Annotated in this window: 24 protein-coding genes; 13 read left to right on the forward strand and 11 right to left on the reverse strand. The window is 43.6% G+C overall.

What is annotated here, in order from left to right; translation table 11 throughout:
• On the forward strand, positions 1 to 723 hold the full coding sequence (locus B5D40_RS01300; RefSeq protein ID WP_078775443.1) for a glycosyltransferase family 32 protein: 723 nt from the start codon (positions 1 to 3) through the stop codon (positions 721 to 723).
• Here B5D40_RS01300 and B5D40_RS01305 read toward each other — a convergent pair.
• Positions 703 to 1,869 carry a glycosyltransferase gene (locus B5D40_RS01305; RefSeq protein WP_144319665.1) on the reverse strand — a complete coding sequence of 389 codons (1,167 nt, stop codon included), beginning with the start codon at positions 1,867 to 1,869 and terminating at the stop codon, positions 703 to 705. The two genes, B5D40_RS01300 and B5D40_RS01305, sit on opposite strands and share 21 nt — an antisense overlap.
• Here B5D40_RS01305 and B5D40_RS01310 point away from each other — a divergent pair.
• From B5D40_RS01310 to B5D40_RS01320, 3 genes are read left to right on the forward strand one after another with little or no spacing between them, the layout of a single operon-like run.
• Positions 1,832 to 3,583 carry a hypothetical protein gene (locus B5D40_RS01310; protein ID WP_143394461.1) on the forward strand — a complete coding sequence of 584 codons (1,752 nt, stop codon included), beginning with the start codon at positions 1,832 to 1,834 and terminating at the stop codon, positions 3,581 to 3,583. The genes B5D40_RS01305 and B5D40_RS01310 overlap by 38 nt on opposite strands.
• A complete protein-coding gene (locus B5D40_RS01315; RefSeq protein ID WP_233134301.1) occupies positions 3,583 to 4,809 on the forward strand; it encodes an alkaline phosphatase family protein in 1,227 nt (408 codons plus the stop codon). The genes B5D40_RS01310 and B5D40_RS01315 overlap by 1 nt, the downstream gene beginning before the upstream one ends.
• A complete protein-coding gene (locus B5D40_RS01320) occupies positions 4,782 to 5,180 on the forward strand; it encodes a hypothetical protein (protein ID WP_144319666.1) in 399 nt (132 codons plus the stop codon). The genes B5D40_RS01315 and B5D40_RS01320 overlap by 28 nt, the downstream gene beginning before the upstream one ends.
• A 73-nt stretch (positions 5,181 to 5,253) precedes the next feature.
• On the opposite strand, the gene B5D40_RS01325 is transcribed toward B5D40_RS01320, so the two are convergent.
• From B5D40_RS01325 to B5D40_RS01335, 3 genes are all read right to left on the reverse strand, one after another.
• Positions 5,254 to 5,616, reverse strand: a complete 363-nt coding sequence (locus B5D40_RS01325) for a hypothetical protein (protein WP_078775448.1) — start codon at positions 5,614 to 5,616, stop codon at positions 5,254 to 5,256.
• 100 nt (positions 5,617 to 5,716) lie between these two features.
• Positions 5,717 to 6,448: a nucleotidyl transferase AbiEii/AbiGii toxin family protein gene (locus B5D40_RS01330; RefSeq protein ID WP_078775449.1), complete on the reverse strand. Its 732-nt coding sequence runs from the start codon at positions 6,446 to 6,448 to the stop codon at positions 5,717 to 5,719.
• Positions 6,435 to 7,040, reverse strand: coding sequence for a type IV toxin-antitoxin system AbiEi family antitoxin domain-containing protein (locus tag B5D40_RS01335; protein ID WP_078775450.1), 606 nt, complete (start codon positions 7,038 to 7,040; stop codon positions 6,435 to 6,437). The genes B5D40_RS01330 and B5D40_RS01335 overlap by 14 nt, the downstream gene beginning before the upstream one ends.
• Before the next feature lie 115 nt (positions 7,041 to 7,155).
• On the opposite strand from B5D40_RS01335, the gene B5D40_RS01340 reads away from it, so the two are divergent.
• Positions 7,156 to 7,527 (forward strand): hypothetical protein, encoded by a 372-nt coding sequence (locus B5D40_RS01340; RefSeq protein WP_143394463.1) that lies wholly within the window; start codon positions 7,156 to 7,158, stop codon positions 7,525 to 7,527.
• A gap of 84 nt (positions 7,528 to 7,611) precedes the next feature.
• On the opposite strand, the gene B5D40_RS01345 is transcribed toward B5D40_RS01340, so the two are convergent.
• Both B5D40_RS01345 and B5D40_RS01350 read right to left on the reverse strand, forming a co-directional pair.
• Entirely contained in the window at positions 7,612 to 7,980 is a 369-nt protein-coding gene (locus B5D40_RS01345; RefSeq protein ID WP_078775452.1) for a hypothetical protein, read from the reverse strand.
• A 29-nt stretch (positions 7,981 to 8,009) separates the two neighbouring features.
• Positions 8,010 to 9,398 carry an ATP-binding protein gene (locus B5D40_RS01350; protein WP_078775453.1) on the reverse strand — a complete coding sequence of 463 codons (1,389 nt, stop codon included), beginning with the start codon at positions 9,396 to 9,398 and terminating at the stop codon, positions 8,010 to 8,012.
• 111 nt (positions 9,399 to 9,509) lie between these two features.
• On the opposite strand from B5D40_RS01350, the gene B5D40_RS01355 reads away from it, so the two are divergent.
• A complete protein-coding gene (locus B5D40_RS01355; RefSeq protein ID WP_078775454.1) occupies positions 9,510 to 9,875 on the forward strand; it encodes a hypothetical protein in 366 nt (121 codons plus the stop codon).
• Between the two features lie 84 nt (positions 9,876 to 9,959).
• On the opposite strand, the gene B5D40_RS01360 is transcribed toward B5D40_RS01355, so the two are convergent.
• On the reverse strand, positions 9,960 to 10,370 hold the full coding sequence (locus tag B5D40_RS01360; protein ID WP_078775455.1) for a hypothetical protein: 411 nt from the start codon (positions 10,368 to 10,370) through the stop codon (positions 9,960 to 9,962).
• Between the two features lie 43 nt (positions 10,371 to 10,413).
• On the opposite strand from B5D40_RS01360, the gene B5D40_RS01365 reads away from it, so the two are divergent.
• Genes B5D40_RS01365 through B5D40_RS01375 form a run of 3 tightly spaced genes read left to right on the forward strand, consistent with a single transcriptional unit; the run spans position 10,414 to position 11,317 of the window.
• Complete coding sequence (locus tag B5D40_RS01365; protein WP_073301621.1) at positions 10,414 to 10,632, forward strand: DUF3791 domain-containing protein; 219 nt, start codon at positions 10,414 to 10,416, stop codon at positions 10,630 to 10,632.
• A complete protein-coding gene (locus B5D40_RS01370) occupies positions 10,629 to 11,105 on the forward strand; it encodes a DUF3990 domain-containing protein (RefSeq protein ID WP_078775456.1) in 477 nt (158 codons plus the stop codon). The genes B5D40_RS01365 and B5D40_RS01370 overlap by 4 nt, the downstream gene beginning before the upstream one ends.
• A complete protein-coding gene (locus tag B5D40_RS01375) occupies positions 11,102 to 11,317 on the forward strand; it encodes a hypothetical protein (protein ID WP_078775457.1) in 216 nt (71 codons plus the stop codon). The genes B5D40_RS01370 and B5D40_RS01375 overlap by 4 nt, the downstream gene beginning before the upstream one ends.
• Before the next feature lie 80 nt (positions 11,318 to 11,397).
• Here the strand turns inward: B5D40_RS01375 and B5D40_RS01380 are convergent, their stop codons facing one another.
• Positions 11,398 to 11,673, reverse strand: coding sequence for a hypothetical protein (locus tag B5D40_RS01380; RefSeq protein WP_143394465.1), 276 nt, complete (start codon positions 11,671 to 11,673; stop codon positions 11,398 to 11,400).
• A 195-nt stretch (positions 11,674 to 11,868) separates the two neighbouring features.
• Between B5D40_RS01380 and B5D40_RS01385 the strand changes: the two genes are divergently transcribed.
• Entirely contained in the window at positions 11,869 to 12,561 is a 693-nt protein-coding gene (locus tag B5D40_RS01385) for a DUF3800 domain-containing protein (RefSeq protein WP_078775459.1), read from the forward strand.
• A 141-nt stretch (positions 12,562 to 12,702) separates the two neighbouring features.
• On the opposite strand, the gene B5D40_RS01390 is transcribed toward B5D40_RS01385, so the two are convergent.
• Positions 12,703 to 13,155, reverse strand: a complete 453-nt coding sequence (locus tag B5D40_RS01390) for a type IV pilin protein (protein ID WP_078775460.1) — start codon at positions 13,153 to 13,155, stop codon at positions 12,703 to 12,705.
• Positions 13,156 to 13,427: 272 nt separating this feature from the next.
• Between B5D40_RS01390 and B5D40_RS01395 the strand changes: the two genes are divergently transcribed.
• Both B5D40_RS01395 and B5D40_RS01400 read left to right on the forward strand, forming a co-directional pair.
• Positions 13,428 to 14,264, forward strand: coding sequence for a site-specific integrase (locus tag B5D40_RS01395; RefSeq protein WP_078775461.1), 837 nt, complete (start codon positions 13,428 to 13,430; stop codon positions 14,262 to 14,264).
• A 21-nt stretch (positions 14,265 to 14,285) separates the two neighbouring features.
• The gene (locus B5D40_RS01400; RefSeq protein ID WP_078775462.1) at positions 14,286 to 14,984 is read left to right on the forward strand and encodes an HAD family hydrolase; all 699 of its coding nucleotides are present in this window, start codon (positions 14,286 to 14,288) and stop codon (positions 14,982 to 14,984) included.
• Here the strand turns inward: B5D40_RS01400 and B5D40_RS01405 are convergent.
• Complete coding sequence (locus B5D40_RS01405) at positions 14,978 to 16,381, reverse strand: COG3014 family protein (protein ID WP_143394466.1); 1,404 nt, start codon at positions 16,379 to 16,381, stop codon at positions 14,978 to 14,980. The two genes, B5D40_RS01400 and B5D40_RS01405, sit on opposite strands and share 7 nt — an antisense overlap.
• Positions 16,382 to 16,485: 104 nt before the next feature.
• Entirely contained in the window at positions 16,486 to 17,097 is a 612-nt protein-coding gene (locus tag B5D40_RS01410) for a penicillin-binding protein activator LpoB (RefSeq protein ID WP_073301584.1), read from the reverse strand.
• 156 nt (positions 17,098 to 17,253) lie between these two features.
• Between B5D40_RS01410 and B5D40_RS01420 the strand changes: the two genes are divergently transcribed.
• Entirely contained in the window at positions 17,254 to 17,796 is a 543-nt protein-coding gene (locus B5D40_RS01420) for a hypothetical protein (protein WP_078775464.1), read from the forward strand.
• The last annotated feature ends 24 nt before the right edge of the window (positions 17,797 to 17,820 follow it).

The following is a 17,820-nucleotide window of genomic DNA, read 5'->3' on the forward strand; positions in this document are numbered from 1 at the left end:
ATGATTCCCAAAGTTATACATTACTGCTGGTTTGGTCATAACGAACTTCCTCCGCTTGCAAAAAAATGCATTGCGTCTTGGCGAAAGTTTTTCCCAGACTATGAAATCAAGGAATGGAACGAAGACAACTTTGATGTAAATCAAATTCCTTATACTGCACAAGCATATAGGCATAAAAAATATGCATTCGTGAGTGATTACGCTCGATTCAAAATTCTCTATGAACACGGCGGAATTTATTTTGACACTGACGTCGAAGTAATAAAACCGATGAACGATATTCTTGCAAAAGGGGCATTCTTCGGACTTGAGAGTTCATGTCAAGAAAATCATCTTGAATGCAATCCGGGGCTGGGATTCGCATGCCCACCACATTTCGGTTTATTAAAAGAGATGATAGATTTCTACCAATCTTTAAATTTCGAGACAGCCTCCGGAAAAATCAATCAAAAAACTATTGTTGAATATTTCTCAGAACAGCTTTTGCAAAAGGGTTTCATTTCAAATTTAGAAATCACTGAATTTGAAAACGCTTCTTTTTACCCACCTGAATACTTTTGTCCTAAGCCCTCGGAATTCGGGAAAATTAATCTAACTGAAAACACCCGCACAATTCATCAATACGCGGCCACGTGGATTGGGCAAAAACAAAGATTCGCCAATTTGATGATTCGAATTTTCGGGAAAAAGCTGATTATGAAATTATGGAACCTGGTAAAATAATTCCAACATTTTATAGCATCGATTGACATCGAATCTATCGTTCTTTATCAGCGGTTGCTCGCGATTAACAGCAAGTTTCATCAAGCCAATTTTTTCACACCATGGCTCAACATCATTAATTGTCAACGGATAAACATTATCAGTAATCGCAGTTTCTCTCGGCACAGCATCGCTTACAATGCAAGAAAGGCCGTTATACTGAGCCTCAACAAGAGTCATCGGGAAAGCCTCTCGAGTGGATGGCAACAGTAAAACATCCATAGCACAATAAAACGGAACTACATCTTTTTGAAGCCTCGCAAAAATAACGTTTTTATCAAATCCTAATTTTTTTACCGATTCCTGAATGTCTTGCCGTAGCGGACCATTTCCGACCAAAAGCAACCTGCTATTCGGATGCTCGCGACAGAATTTTTCAAATAAAGCGATTATAAATTTGTGGTTCTTTTCAGGGAAAAATCGCCCCACATGCCCCACCACAAAATCGTCATCTGAAATACCATAGCGGGCTCTGACTTCATTGCGTTGCTTTTCATTAAACTTAAACCGTTCCGGATCAATTGCATTGGGCAAGATTGTCACCTTGCCTTTCTTTACCGCACTTTTGCCCCAGCCGTTAATCGCCGCAGCTTCGCCGCAAGCAAGCCAATGAGTAGCAAATAATTTGCAAGGGATGCGCATTACAGCGCAAAGAAAATTTCTAGGCGCAGCCCGAAACGACACTTCCGTGGAGTAAGCCTGATGATGGTGGGCAATGCGTTTTTTTATGCCGGCTAGCATTGCTAAGAAACACACATAGCTATTCATATACCAGTCTAAATGGCTGTGAACAATATCATAACGGCCATGCCGAAAAATTTTAAACATCGCCCAAAGATGTTTTAGCGGATGATGGACCTTGTCAGGAATTTGGATGCAGTTAATATTTGCTTCTTGAAAACGTTCGAGAATTTGAGAATTAGGTTCGTATTGATACAACAAGTCAAAATGAATATCCGGCATACGGGAACAATAATTCAAAACGACCTGTTCCGAACCGCCTCCCACGATCCCATGCAAGACTTGACAAACACGAATAGTCATCGAGTTAAAAATATATATTTCTCCCATGCCTATAAAAAAAGCCTTGGCTTTTTCTGCCGCCATCAACCTCTTTTTCCTGGCCCTTTGCCTTGTTTTCGGCGATCTTAAATTCGGAGCTATCGATGATTACTTTATGGCGGCAAAGCTTACGGGAGCGTTGGGCACAGAATACAGCCCGCACTTGATTTTTGTGAACGCTATTTACGGTTACGCGCTGTTACCACTTTACCACCTGTTCCCCTCTATCGGGTGGTATTACATCGGCGAGATATTTTCCGTATTCCTCTCCTTTACCGTTATCGGTTATGTACTATTGCAGCGGTGTGGCGAACGTTGGGGAAGCATCCTTGCGACCCTTTTCACAGCCATGTTCGCCAGCGATTTTTACTTGGTTGTACAATTTACGCAATGCGCTTCTATTTTGAGCGCCGCCGGAATGCTGCTTTTTGCATACGGAGTGGTGTCGAAAAACAAAGCAGAAGATTGTTGCGCTAGCCAAAGGCGGGCCTGCAATGACACATTAAAGCAATTCTTCCTAACGTTGTCAAAAATGAGGCCTTACCTCCCCTTTATTCTCGGCGTTTTTCTAATGCTGTGGGGTTCGGTAATGCGCTGGCAAGCCTTCTTGATGGGAATGCCTTTCTTTTGTCTCGGCATGTTCTTCATCCTTAAAGAATGTTGGAGGCGCAAGTGTCAAGTCATCGTGGGATTAGCCGTTCTATTCAGCGCGGCGTTTGCCATGCACCATTGGGATCGAAATCTATACAAGGCTCCAGAATTCGCAGATTTTATCAAGTTCCAAGGACCGCGAGTCACGTTTGGCGATGGCGGAAACTACAACCAAAACGCAGTGTATGAGGATGCCGAAGAATTGGGACTATCTGGAAAAGACTACCATATACTCACTCAGTGGACATTTTATGATACCAAAATATTCTCCGCAGATAGCCTAAAGCGATATTCCGACATTGTTTCAGCTTATCGCGACAAGAATATTCCGGAACAAATTCCACGAAATCTGCTCAATTCCCTCGGCCACTCCCTAAACACACCCGTTTTTTGGACTTGGTTCATCTTATGCCTACTTGTTTACGCGACCCGGCCAAAAAAGTTCCTATACCTTTGGGCATCCTTAGTCCTAATTCTAGGGTTAATGGCCTATTTGCTTGACATGGGTCGTCTCGTTTATCGCGTAGAAAGCGGATTTTGGTTGTACGCAGCTGTCCTCGCCGTTCCCCTGTTTGGGAAATTTAAACGAGAAATCCCTCATCAGTTAGTTTATATTACACTATTTGCAATTGCGGCTATAAATCTATATTCTTACGCAACATCTGGAAAAATGGTTCGAGATCCAAACAGCGGACAAGAACGAACCCTTGCTATTGAAGACTCCACGAATTATAAGCAAGTTTTCAATTACATCGATAGTCAGCCAAACAAGATATTCTTGCTAAGTATGAACGCCTTTATGCGTTTTAGCCATCACCGCAATCCGCCCTACTTGGCAGAACCAATAGGTATTTATCGCAACACGGTTTCCTTCGGGTATTGGACCCCCTACCTGCCAGAAGTCACAGAAGCCTTGGCGGATTACGGAATAACCAATCCTATCAAAGATGTGGTTCACGACAATGTCATCGTCTTGAACGAGCCACATTTAGCGGATTTTTTACAAAGGCATTATTACGACAGCGTTGCCGTTGACACGTTAAAATCAATTGGCGAAATGACTTTTTTTAAATACAGGTTAGTCACAAAGCAGGAGGATAAGGAATAATGAGAATTCTCTACCCCCTGATGGCAAGTGCTCTGATAACCATCGTCCCCTTTCTTTTGACTTTCGAAAAGGGGCAAGATATCGTTCGCGGACTATTCGGGTACGAATATTTTGCCATATTATTACTCATTATCTTTGTCAAGAGTAAACTGAGGTTCGCCTTGAGCGTGGCATGGCGGAAACAATTTCTGTGCACAATTTGCCTCGCTCTATTATTCATCGCCCTCATTTCCATCGCATGGATGGACGTACAAAATCTTCTCGCTATCAAGGGTTGGAAAACCGGTTGGCATGGCGTTTTGCCCTTTATCACTTGCAGTCTAGCCATCGCCATGACCTGGAAGACAAGACCTTTTAGTTTTAATGGTATATGCTTTGTATTATTTGTAGCGCTGATTCTTCATCTAGCCAGTTATAATCAATACGCTAATCAGCCCCTAGCTCAATTCCCTACCATTGATTATTTAGACCGCATAGCCCCCAAATCCATTCAACGGAAAGAAATATCCAATGAATACCGCAATAAATATGTTATCACAGACTCCGTGACCATTACCCGTAATTACATTGATACAACCCGTAATAACGTAATCATTCTTGTCGAAAGCTGGGGCGCCCCCCTAGATATAAAACGGTTTGAAAAGCAATTGAAAATTTTTGAAGGCGTTCACTATATCGCAGGCATTCATAATCGCATGTATAGTCGCACTAGAACAGCCGAAAGAGAAGATTTGCTCGATGAGATTCACAGCGATTCAACGAAGAAAAAAGACTCAACATTCCTACCACAGTTTTTCTCTAGGCGCGGTTTCAGAACATCTTTCCTAGTTGGAAACGACAGCTTAAAACACCTGCGCAACAAGTACCTTTCCAAAATGGGATTTGATAATGTTCTTTACCTAAAAGGATTTAGTGATGCCGACATCGCCTCAAAAATTGACAGTATTCTTGCAGACTCAACACAGAAGAATTTTATAGCATGGACAACTTCAGATACCAAATTTCCTCTAGACGCATTTTCCGACATGTATCACAGTAAAGCAGCCGATGTAGACTCGGTTTATACGCTACTCCTTAACGAATCGCTCCGCCAAATAGCCAGATTAGCGCAAAAATATCCAAAGACGCGTTTCATCATTCAAGGGGATCACAACCCGATTATATCACCAATAGAATTCCAAGAAAAATTCTATAGAAGATGGGTCCCCTTCGCAATTTTGAACTAAAACAGCATAAATTTACCACAACCTACGTGAAGATGCAGCAGGCGTATATTTCTGAAGCGGGCACGGTTTTGGGAAACTACAAGATTATCGGTTACTCTACTCCGGGAGAGGGAAATAAGACAACCAACTTTGATTACACCGAAGAAACTCGGTCGTGGGACAATAACACTGTTGCTCTGACTACCACAGATATTTCGAACGCATGGAAGGCAGCGTCTCGTGTAAAGCTGAATGACTGTTCTAGCGGCAAGATTTGGTCGGTTTCCGTTAAAGCATCTAGTACAAATGCTGGAGAGGCTTCGTTCACAGCAGTCGTTCCTGATGAGGGTTGCGACGCTTTGACTCCGTCGTTCACGAAAATCGGCAAGTAATCAACTTGCAGTCCTAATAATCAAAAAGAGCCCTCCAAGGGGGCTCTTTTTGTATTTGTGTTTTGCTTGGCGATTACTTGCCAATCTGATTCCAGTTCGGAGTCAGCTGAATGCAATCAGCAGAGAGAGTGGAGGGTGTAAAGGTTGCTTCACCGGCAGCAGAACCTTCTGAAACAGTTATCGTCCAATTGGCAGCAGCGTTGCAATCATTCAGCTTGGCCTTGTTAGACGCAGAAAAACCGGTTGCCCCTGTAGCAATTGCTATAGTATTGTTTGTCCAACCGCTTGCATCAGTATAGGAAAAATTATTCGTAGAAGACGTTACTGATCCGCTTTTTTCAAAAAAAAACGTTTGGGTGAAAAACGAAGTTTTTTGTATCCAACCCTTGATTTTATGCCATTTCAGGTTTGTTTTAAGAAAAACGGCTCCACACATTGTTGTGTAGAGCCAAAAGAATTTACATATTCGTGACCGAGACTTTCCAGTCAGCTGTTGTTGTGGGATTCTTTTCTATAGTCTGCGGCAAAGATTTCTATTAGAGATGCGTTTTTTCCATCTTATCGCAAAGAGCCAAAATCGAAGGTCTCATTCTAAATGACAGTCCGGCAAGTTCAACCGTTTCCAACAGTGGAACTAATTCTGCAAATGAATTTTCCGTCAAACTTTCAGCACATTTCCGCATTTTTTCGATTAGCCCCTTTATATCTTTGGCCGCCACGATGTTTTTATAAGATCGGGAGTTTTTTAATCGTCTATGCAAAATTTCCATTTGTGGCTCAGTCTTGAATAGAGATTCATATTGATAAACATCGTAAAAATCTCTCATCAATTCACGTTCATTCCAAGCTGCAATTTTGTGTGCAAACGCAACCCCAGGCTCCATCACCCGGATTATACGGGCAGGATAACCATACGGAATACTTAACAGCGATGATGACATTGCTATAGACGGGCATTCCATTTCAACATTGATTTCAATTTGAGCTTGTTGTCCTGCATAATCCACGATTATGCGTAGCGCTTTTGAATTCATTGATATTCTGAACATCAATCCGTCGACTAGCGAAAGCGCCTCCTCAACAAGAGTCTTCACATCTTTTTTGGAATCGAAAGGTATGAAAACGTAATCAACATCATTTGTGTATCGGGGACTGTGCATTAAACGGAGAGACATTCCGCCTTTCAAAATTGCGGAATTACCAAATTTTTGTGCAAAAAAATCTATAATCCACGACAAAAGAGCTTCGGTACTTTTAAATGTTTCCATAAACAGTATTCCTTACAAATGCTTTAAATTTCGGATTAGCATAACGTTCCAAATATGAATCCATCGTCTCTTTTGACAAAGCAGAAAAATTAATGTCTTGGAAAATATTAAAGTAAAATATTTTTTTGTGTTGATAAAAATAGAGTGTATCAAGGACCGCTTTTTCTGCATTTGCCATTCGCACCCCATTGTTGAGAATCGCTGTTCCGAAAAACAAGTTCTTTGATATCCTGGCGTATGAAAGATTTACTTCGCCTTTATATTCGCTAGCCTTTGAAGTGACAATACAACTGACCAAAAATGGACTTTCCGTTCCAATCAATTTATAGTACGCTAAAGCCGAACCGAATGAAATGTACGAATCCGTACGAACCTTAGCCGAAAGAATCATTGGATCAAAATTTTGCGTTATATAGATTCCTCGAGAATAGCGCTTTAATAAACCGGCTTCTTCAAATTGCTTGATTTTAATCCAAAGCATCTGCTGACTTGATATATCGAATAGCGAGCTCAACTCCGATAGCGAAAATACACCGCCAATTTTCGGGGCGAATTCCAATAATTTTTGAGCATGTCCTAGCATCTTTTTCATGTTTCTAGAAAATATACTAAAAATTAGATTATCTAGAAATATGAAAATGTTGGACAAAAATTAAAAATCTTACCGAAAACAACGAAAGTCGCTATGGATTTTGAACACATCCTACGTGAAGATGCAGGAAGCATACTTCTCTGAAAGCAATTATGTTGGAAATTGGGCAATTATTGGCTATACCGCTCCTGGATCGGGAACCGCAACAAGCGGATCTACAACAAATTTTGATTACGCACAGGGTGGTACGTATGACGCAGGTAATACGATTGCAACAAATCCCTCTGGAACTGAAGTTTGGACTGCTACCGCAAAGGCAAATCTGAACGACTGCGCCGCTGGCAAATCCTGGGGCGTTCAAGTGACAGTTTCTGACGGCTCTAAGGTTTCGTTCGCCACCGGTATGAGCGATGAAACTAATTGCTTGACGTTAACGCCGAATTTCAAGAATATTGGTACCGGCACATATACTGCTAGCGGATCCTAATGTCGATTTATATTAAATCTGGCAAATACAAAAGAACCTTCCCTATTGGGAAGGTTCTTTTCACTTTAACAAATGTGTTAGCTATTACTTGCCAATCTGATTCCAGTTCGGTGTCAGCTGTAAACAATCTTGCCCAAGCGTGTTCGGAGTGAATGTTGCTTCACCAGCAGCAGTGCCCGGCGCAACAGTAATGGTCCACGAGGACGATTGTTCACAATCGTTTAATTTGGCAATGTTTGTAGCGGTAAAACCCACTACAGAAGAGCTTCCTGTCAAAGCAACTGTATTACCTGAATAACCAGTTGCATCTTTGTATTCAAAATAATTCGTTTTGGAGGATGCACCGCCTGTTGCTTCGCTAGCATTTGTATTGTGTCCAGGCCCCTTGTATCCAATAACAGACCAAGTTCCAATCGCTACTGATTCCGAAACATAAGCCTGCTGCAACTTCACGTAAGAATGCGTTCGTAAGATGGCGAAAATCACCCTTCGCGAATCATTTCATCGAACGTCACTAAAGCAACATCATCTCGATTCTTTGCGATTTGAATGAATTTTTTTGTATATCCAGATTTGCTGAAGAAAATGTAGTGTTTGTTCTTTGCGTTTAGGAGTTTTGACTTTTCAATCAGGGCGTTAAGAACGTCAACATCTGTCAGTTTATTTGTCCACTTGCATTCGCAAAATAGCAAGTCTTTTTCACCCAAGCCCAAGATATCTATTTCTTCTTCTCTCCGCTCTTTTGCGTTAGTCCCCCACCAGCGGCCCATGGTATGGGGCAAGAACGGGAGTTGCGTCAAGCCTTTTTCTGTATACAGGTATTGCAAGCATATTTCTTCGAATACGTGCCCCATATACTCGTTGAGTTTCCCTTTTACGAAATTTTTGTAGACGGCGTCTCCGATTCCCCTATTTATGTTTGTCTGGTTTTCCCAAACAAACGAAAACCAGAAACGGTACATCAAGTCGTTGATTATGTATATGGACTTGCGGCTGTTCTTTTCTGTGGCTGGAATTTCCCTTCGGATTATGCCAAGTTCCATGAGAGCTGACAAAACATTGCTTGCCGCGCCCGTTTCAAGCCCCGCGTGTGTAGATATTTCGTTTAAACGGCTTGCCCCTTGTGCAATAGCTGTTATGACGGCGTTGTAGGTGGCAGGAGCACGCATTTCCTGTTTCAGCAAGTTCAAAGGCTCCTCAAACAGGCGTCCTCCAGGTCTGAACATCAGCTTAACGATGTTGCCGTCCAAGTCCTCATGGTTGCTAAGATGGGAATAGTATTCAGGAACGCCCCACAGTGCGCCGTAAAGCAGAGCCTGTTCCTCGGCAACGAAGTTCTCGCAAAGTTCACGGCTTTCAAAAAAACTGAAAGGCAAAATCTTTAGTTGCGAAGTCTTGCGCCCATAAAGGGGGCTCTTGTAGCCAAGGACCTGATTTTCCATAAAACTCATGGAAGATCCGCAAAGAATCAGCATCAATTTCGATTTTTTCCACGCATGGTCGATATGCTTTTGAAGCAAAGAAGGGAATGATGCTTCGGATTTGGCGAGGTAGGGGTATTCATCAATAACAAGGACTATTCTTTCGTTTTGGGCAAGAGAATCAAGATACGAAAGAACTTTTTCAAAAGAATCGAAAGAAGATTCTTTTGCATCTGAATGTTCGAGGACTGCCTTGGATAGTTGCGACAAGTTCTCCGAGACCGAAGCTTCGATCCCTGTAAAAAAGATGGTTTTCTTCCCCTTGCAGAACTCGTTTAGCAACATAGTCTTGCCGACACGCCTGCGTCCATAGACAACGGCAAATTCAAATTTGCCAGATTCATAAAGTCCGGCTAAGGAATCTAATTCTTTTTTACGACCACAAAACATATTTTACTCATTCTTAATTTACTAAATCAAAAATTAGCAAATTATTTTGTGCTAGTCAAGACATTTTGTGAAAAATGACCTCTTTTCTAAAAAAACACATCCTACGTGAAGATGCAGGAAGCATACTTCTCTGAAAGCAATCATGTTGGAAATTGGACAATTATTGGCTATACCGCTCCTGGATCGGGAACCGCAACAAGCGGATCTACAACAAATTTTGATTACGCACAGGGTGGTACGTACGCAGGTAATACGATTGCAACAAATCCCAGTGGAACTGAAGTTTGGACTGCTACCGCAAAGGCAAATCTGAACGACTGCGGTGCTGGCGATACCTGGGGCGTTCAAGTGACAGTTTCTGACGACTCTAAGGTTTCGTTCGCCACCGGCATGAGCGATGAAGATAATTGCTTGACGTTAACGCCGAATTTCAAGAATATTGGTACCGGCACATATACTGCTGCTAGCGGATCCTAATGTCGATTTATATTAAATCTGGCAAATACAAAAGAACCTTCCCTATTGGGAAGGTTCTTTTCACTTTAACAAATGTGTTAGCTATTACTTGCCAATCTGATTCCAGTTCGGTGTCAGCTGTAAACAATCTTGCCCAAGCGTGTTCGGAGTGAATGTTGCTTCACCAGCAGCAGTGCCCGGCGCAACAGTAATGGTCCACGAGGACGATTGTTCACAATCGTTTAATTTGGCAATGTTTGTAGCGGTAAAACCCACTACAGAAGAGCTTCCTGTCAAAGCAACTGTATTATCTGAGTAACCAGTTGCATCTTTGTATTCAAAATTATTCGTTTTGGAGGATGCACCGCCTGTTGCTCCGCTAGCATTTGTATTGTCTCCAGGCCCCTTGTATCCAATAACAGACCAAGTTCCAATCGCTACAGCCTCGGAGACATACGCCTGTTGCAACTTCACGTAGGATGAAAAAAAGAGAAGCAAAGGAACTCTGTTCGGCATACTTATATTTGTTTTTTCAAAAACGATAATCTATATTCTAAACATGACGGACAAGTACAAAATTCCTTACGTAAACATGTGCATTCGCCTTTTTGCTAAGCGATTCCAGTTGCCGCTTCAGGGGGCGGCGGATTACTTGTGCCGATTTAAGGGTATCCGATTTCTAGACGAATCTTATTCTACAGAGCACCTTCTGCCGGTGGAAGATACCTTAAATGATTTGGTTGCCGTTTGCAAGAATAACGGGGGCGCAATCGGATGATTCTTTATCACGGAACGAATTGCGATTTCACAATAATTGACCTAGAGAAAACCAAACTGTACAAAGATTTCGGCAAAGGTTTTTATGTAACCGACATTCGACAGCAAGCTTGTGAACTCGCCAAAACTCGGAGCCGCATTTGGGGAGGCGCACCCGTTGTCCAAGAATATGAATTCGATGAAACAGTCCTTCAATCAAATGGTTTACGAGTTTTGCGCTTTGATAAGGTTTGTGTAGAATGGGCCGAGTTTATTTATAAAAACCGTAGCAGGTACACAAACTTCACTCATGATTACGATATTGTTATCGGACCCATTGCAGATGACGGCGTGGCCTATTTACTAAACTTGTATGAGGAGGGTTTGAGAACTTTAGAAGAGCTAGCTAAGGAACTTGAGTATAAAAATTTGAATAGCCAGTACTGTTTCTTGACGAAAAGGGCGATTTCCTTTTTGCGGAGAGTAAAGAAATGACGACAGCTCAATCAGAATCGTTGGTCTCTAGAATTGTAGAAAAAAATGTTCAATTGTTAATGAACGATTTTTCCATAGATATGGAATCCGCGTTTGGATTTGTCTATAAATCTAGAGTATTTGAAGCTCTGAACGATCCTGAAACTGGCCTACGGGCGCGAAGCCCCGATTATATTTACGAACTCATTAGAGAAGAATTTTTAAAGAAATAATCATTTGTCACTATGTTGCTACAATTGTGCAAAAAGGGCCTCCAAATGGAGACCCTTTGAAATGTTATGTGCAGCAGACCTTACTTGCCGATTTTACTGAAGGTCGGAGTAAGAGCTTCCCCACAAGCAGGTGGGGTTGCTGTATACGTTACACTATTTCCATTATCAGCACCTGAAACATCCAACTGCCACTTAGTGTGTATCACGCAGTCATTTAAAGCAACATTTGATGTCGCGTTCCAAGCATCGTCCTTTCCAGCTGTGACAGCGACAGTTCCGTCCTCGGTATCACCCGCATATGTAAAGTTGGTTGTTGCATTCATAACATATCCAATTTTTTTCCAACCACCAATCATATTGGATTCCGATACATATGCATCCTGCAACTTCACGTAGAATGCGGCTGTTTTGGGAGTACTTTATGGCAAATTTACAAAAAAGCCTTTTCCATCAATCATTATTTATGTATATTAATACATAGAGTTGGGTAATACTGCCTTTTTGTGGTATGATGGACTTTGTTCCGCCCGACTTTTTTTTATGGAGAGAGAATGTATCTGCTATATGTTGATGATTCGGGACTTGCTACTGACAAAAATTGCAAACATTGTGTACTTGCCGGACTCGCCATAAGGGATACCAAGACTTTTTATGTTCAACAGGACATTGAAAGAATTCTCGCCAAACACACAGATTGTAAGAATCTTGAACTTCATGGAACGCGTATGCGTTCAGGTAAAGGAGAGTGGCGCTCCATTCCGAAAGAAACTCGAGAAGGGTTGTTGAAAGAGATTCTAGGCTATATAGCAGCTCATTATCCAAATTACTTTATTTTATTTGGCGCAGTATTAGACAAGACTTGTCAAATTGATGTTGCTCATGATGAAGAGCTTTTTACGCAAATTACAAGCAGATTTGATATGTTCTTGAAGCGTAGGTTTGCTAAGAAACAGGTCCCCGAGCGGGGGATTGCCATTTTTGACAAGTCAACTTCAGAGCAAAAATTCCAGCAATGGTCCCAAGCATTCCAAATCGAGGGGAATCATTGGGGCAACACTCTTGTAAATTTTGCTGAAGTTCCGTTATTTTTAGATTCCAAAATGTCACGACTTATTCAATTGGCTGATTTGGTGGCTTATGCGCTTTTTCGCAAATATGAATTTGGGGACGATTCTTACAGTTCCATTATTCAGGGATGTTTTGATAAGGATAAAGGACAAGAGTACGGTCTTTATATCCGATGATTCTTTTTATTAAAAACAGCCTGATAGGATTAACTTGACAGGACGTTTTTGTATTTTTTACAAATCATTTGTTCGTTGTTTTAGTTATGCATAAAAGGGCCTCCAAATGGAGACCCTTTGAAATGTTATGCGTACTAGACCTTAGTTGCCGATTTTGTCGAATGTCGGGGTGAGAGCTTCCCCACAAGTAGGTGTAGTTGCTGTATAATTTACGCTATTTCCATTGGCAGCACCTACAACATCCAACTGCCACTTTGCGCCTATTGCGCAGTCATTCAACGCAACATTTGATGTCGCGTTCCATGCATCTGTTTTTCCGTCGGTGACAGCAACAGTTCCGTCCTCAGTATCACCCGCATATGTAAAGTTGGTTGTTGCTTTCATGACATATCCAATTTTTTTCCAACCACCAATCATATTGGATTCCGATACATACGCATCCTGCAACTTCACGTAGGTTCCAGCAGCAGGGCCGACTTCGGAAGCTTTGGATTTCGCAATCATACCGAACAGTTTCGGAACAGCGACAGCGGCGAGGATACCGATGATGACCACGACGACCATCAATTCAATGAGGGTAAAACCTTTCTTCATGATAAACTCCTTTGTTAAGGTTTGAAGGTTTTGTTGTTTTCTTCAACACCGATAATATAAATGCTTTGTTTAGGAAAAGCAATAGGTTTGTCATTCTTTTGTCATTTTTTAGTCATGCATTTGGAAAATTTTGCGGAATTTTGCAAATTTCAGCGTTTTTTCATATTCCAAATTAGAATAGAAATCTTTAAAATTTTGTTTGCACACCTCAATTTTGGGCAATTCTCCTTATTTTTCGGCAACCTAAACTTCAAAAAAAAAAGGACTTTTCTATGCTATTTTTCCCCGCAGCCTACGCGTTCATCCGTAATAACGACAACGAGTTGGAACCGACTACCATCAAAACGTATTTCTGGAACCTGAAAAAGCTGGAGTCTTTTCACCCCGGGCTCCAATGCGAAGAAATAGACAAGGCGTTTATTCATTCTTACAAGGCGCATTTGCAGGAACAGGGCAATAAGCCGGCCACGGTGAACAAGGCGCTTTCCGTATTCCGCATTTTTTTGAACAAACTTATTGCAAACGGTTTCAAAATGGACAATCCTTTTGCCGGCTTTCGCATTGGCAGGGTTTATTCGCGAAGGGGATTTTTAACGATACGGGAATTGCGGAATCTGTTCTGGAATTACACAGACAGCAAGAACATTTTGGATTCGCGGGAAAGCGAAGCGATGCGCGTTTTTCTGTTCAGCTGTTTCACGGGGTTGCGGTACAGCGATTTGAAATCACTGGATGCGATGGAGATTGCCGACTGGAAGATTCGCAAGCAGACGCACAAGACCGGCGAAGCAGTCTATATTCCCATTCCGGTGCAAGCCAGGCTTTTAATCGAAAAACGACCGACGCGAGGTCCCGTTTTTCATATTGCCGAAAACACGCAATTCAACCGGAAATTGCGTAGCGCCGCCCAAAAACTCGGCTGCAACCGTTATTTGCATTGCCATTTGGCAAGGCACACTTTTGCGACGACCTGCATCACTATCGGCATTCCGCTTCCCGCTACGGGAAAATTACTCGGACACAGGAATTTGGCGACCACGTTAATTTATGCAAAATACGTCGATGCCTTTTTGGACAAGGAGATGAAAAAATTCAACCGTTTGCGCTGATTTTTTGCTAAACTTGGCTCCATGCGGGCTATCGTTTTTGATTTGGACAACACGCTCTACCCTTATTCCCCGTGCGATTCGGCGGGGCGTTCTGCCGTCTTTGAAACGCTGCGGGGCACGGTCGAGATTTCACGGGAACGCTTCGAGTCGCTGTATGCCGAATGCGACCGATTTACCAAAAGGGCGCACCCGAAAACCGCGGCGGGGCACAACCGGCTGCTCTTTTGCCATCACCTTTGCGAAGTGCTGAATTTGTCCGCGGACATTTACGATATTCCTCTGTATGACGCCTATTGGAACGCCTACCTGTATGCGATGCAATTATTTCCCGGAGCAAAAGAGCTGCTGCTCCAGTTGCAATGCGTACAAATTCCCCTGGGGATCTGTTCCGACCTGACTCTCCATATCCAACTGCGCAAACTGCAAAGGCTGGGGCTTACGGGAGTGTTTCAAAAAATCGTGACTAGTGAAGAATGCGGCGAGGAAAAACCTTCCCCCAAGATGTTCCAAGATATTTTGCAAAAGCTGGGCGCAAGTCCAAAAGAAGCCGTGATGATTGGCGACAATTACCAGCGGGATATTCTGGGGGCGATGCGTTTTGGAATGCGGGCGATTCTATTTGGCGAAAAGCACCCGGAAGTTCCGAGCGCTATGAATTTTGCAGAGCTCCGCACTTTACTGGAGTCTCCGGAATTCGGCGTTTCTTTTGCCCATCAGTAAACAGCAGGCACGACGACGACTGTCTTTTGTCCCGCTTTGACAGAAACGTTCATTTCGTAACGTTTGACGGCTCCGCCATTTTTGTTCACCGCCAGAACGGTTAATTTATGCGAACCCGCCGAAGCCGGGATCCGGGCCAGCCGAATGTTCTGCGGCAAGAAAAGCCCGACACGCAAATCCGCCTGTTCCAGCTGCGCGGCAGCGACATCCGTTCCGACATTGGTCAGCAGGTTGATGAAAACATTGTCCGTTTCCATTTGCTTTTTGGCTTGATAAGCGATGAAAGTGCGCGTCAAGACGCGAACAGCGGTCCGCCCCAGCGTTGTCGCCCGCTCCTCATTCAGATTTTTTACGAGGTGCTTTGTATTGTCCTGATAGACTTCCGGGATGACGACTTTTCCGTTCAAGCGAATTTCAAAATGGTCCACCTTATAAGGCACGTCCTTGCGTTCCGGAACGGCAATCGTTACCGAGACGGTCGTTCCCCCGTGGGATCCCAGCGCCGACGCCGGGAAAGGAATGGTCAAACTTTCCACTCGCCCGCTCTGCGGATTTTTTCCCATCACATTGAGAATGCCGCCCCGGACGTATGTTCCGGAAAGCATCCACTCGCCTAGAATCGCACTGTGCCCCGCATAGCCGACGACCACAATTTCGCCGTTCAATTCATCTGCGGCTTCCGGTACCGACACCGGGATGTTTTTGTTGGGCAGCGGCAAGCTCTTCATTTCGTCGCCACGACCCGCTTTGTGCAGACGGTTTTCGATAAACGCTTGCGCTTCGGCAGGGAGCTTCATCTGTTCTTCTTCGTACGCCTTTGCCGTCTTGTAATAGGCGATAGCCGCATCGTCTTTTGCCCCTTCCATTTCGTAAACAAGGCCTATCAAGTAGCGCAAATAGCCCGCATCGTTCGTCTTCTTGTTGTCTTTCTGATACAAGGCCTGCAAGGCGATATCTGCGGCGCGGCACTCGACCAAAGCCCCGTCGATGTCCCGCATGGCAAGGTAATTGACAATGTTCATTTCGTAAAGCGAAAGGATTTCAAACGGACGCGCGCGATAAGGGCGCACATTGTCGTTCGTCATGACGGAAGCCGCTTCGTTTGTTACGGACTTGGTGTAAAGATCTTCGTAAACCTGCTTGGCGTTTTCAAACTCCGCCGCACTTTTTTTGTAGTCGCCATTGTAATGGTAGAGGGTTCCCAAATCGAAATGATAGAGAAAGACCGAATTGTCCCCGTATAATTTATCTTGATTTTTTTGCACCGACTCAATAGTCGCCGCAATGCCGTTTTTTTCCATAGGAGCGGCAAGTTCCTCGTAGCGGGTCATCGATTTATTCGCACAACCACAAAGAAAAACGAAAACGAAAAAAAGCGGAAATAATTTTTTGTTCATAAAATGCGCCTACGTCCTGCACGCCGAATCCCAATCGGCAAAATTTTTAAGCATTCCCTCAATGAAAAATGGACGGGAAGCCGTTTGGTTCCCGCCCCCGAAGATTACATCTTTACCGAAGAACGGCTCATGTATTTTTTGATTTTCTTGTCGCCAATCCAGACGGTCTTGTGAGTCTGGATGTCCACCAGCTGCAAGTCAATCTGATAGAATACGACCTGTTCACCGCCTTCCTGATCCACAATGGAATTCAGACTGCCGGTGAGCATCAAGTCGGCTCCGATTTCCTGACCGGCTTCCTTTCGCGTTTCTTCGGTCGCATTGCCCGCCTGACTAGCCAGTTCGGCGCGAAGTTCGCCGCGTTCTTCGGCGTTCGCCACAAAATCCACCTTGCCGCTGTTGATGAGGGCGCGTTCCATATCCTTGATAAAGGTTTCCACGTTGATATGTTCATGGCTCTTGTTGCGGACGGCACCGATGACAACCGTCGGGAGTTCACCGTTCTTGCCTTGCAACAACTTGTTGTACCACGGGCGAGCGATGCAATCCTGAATCATCTCTTCGGCGACAAGGCGAGAATCGGTATCGTTCCACTTGCCCGAAAGATCCGTTACGGAATCGGATTCAATCCGAGTGACTTTTTTACCGCCGCCGGAGCAAGCTACCAAAGCCAAAAGAGCGGCGCAAAGAATCGAAAGGCGAATGAATTTAGACATAATTACCTTCTGGTTGAATTTGAATGTCTGCAATATAATAAAATTCGCCATTCGTATTTCTGATTTTGCATTTTATCGGGCGAATTGTAAATTCATAATTTACAGCGGACGTTTTTTCTAATTTTGGAAAAATCAAGTCGGCAAAAGGAGAAGACGATGAAAAAAATTTTTGCAATACTCTTAGCGCTGGTCGCTGTTGCCGCCGCCGAAAGACCCGTTTACAATCCGTTCGCCAGCTACGGTCTGGAAATCGGAGCAGGAAAGCCGGTAAACGACATTTGGAAAGACAACCGCACAGCCTTTGGCGAAGCGAGCTTTATCGCCAATTTCCAACTTTTGCCCTACACGAGCGTTACAGCCGATGCGGGCTATTCTTTTCCCGGCAACGGATTCGGCGTCAAATTGGGTTTGCAGCAGATGCTTTTGCCCACGGGGATTACGCCGTTCATCGGCGGAATGGCGGGAATTCGGGCGATTCCCGAAGACGATGCAGCCGATACATTCGGTGACCGTTTCGGCCCTACCGTCGAAGCGAATGCGGGTCTTTTCTTTTTCCGGGAATCCTGGGTTTCTTTCCGTCTGAAAGGCTCTTACCAATGGACTTTTGCCAAAGAAATCCATCATGGCTTTGGCGTTTCCATAGGAATTTTGTTCGCCAATTCCCGTCCGGGTTTAAAAGCGATCGATGTCAGCAAGTAATTTTTTTGGACGAAGAGGCGCCCG

Origin of the sequence: Fibrobacter intestinalis (genome assembly GCF_900167415.1) — a bacterium.
Classification (GTDB): Bacteria; Fibrobacterota; Fibrobacteria; order Fibrobacterales; family Fibrobacteraceae; genus Hallerella; species Hallerella intestinalis.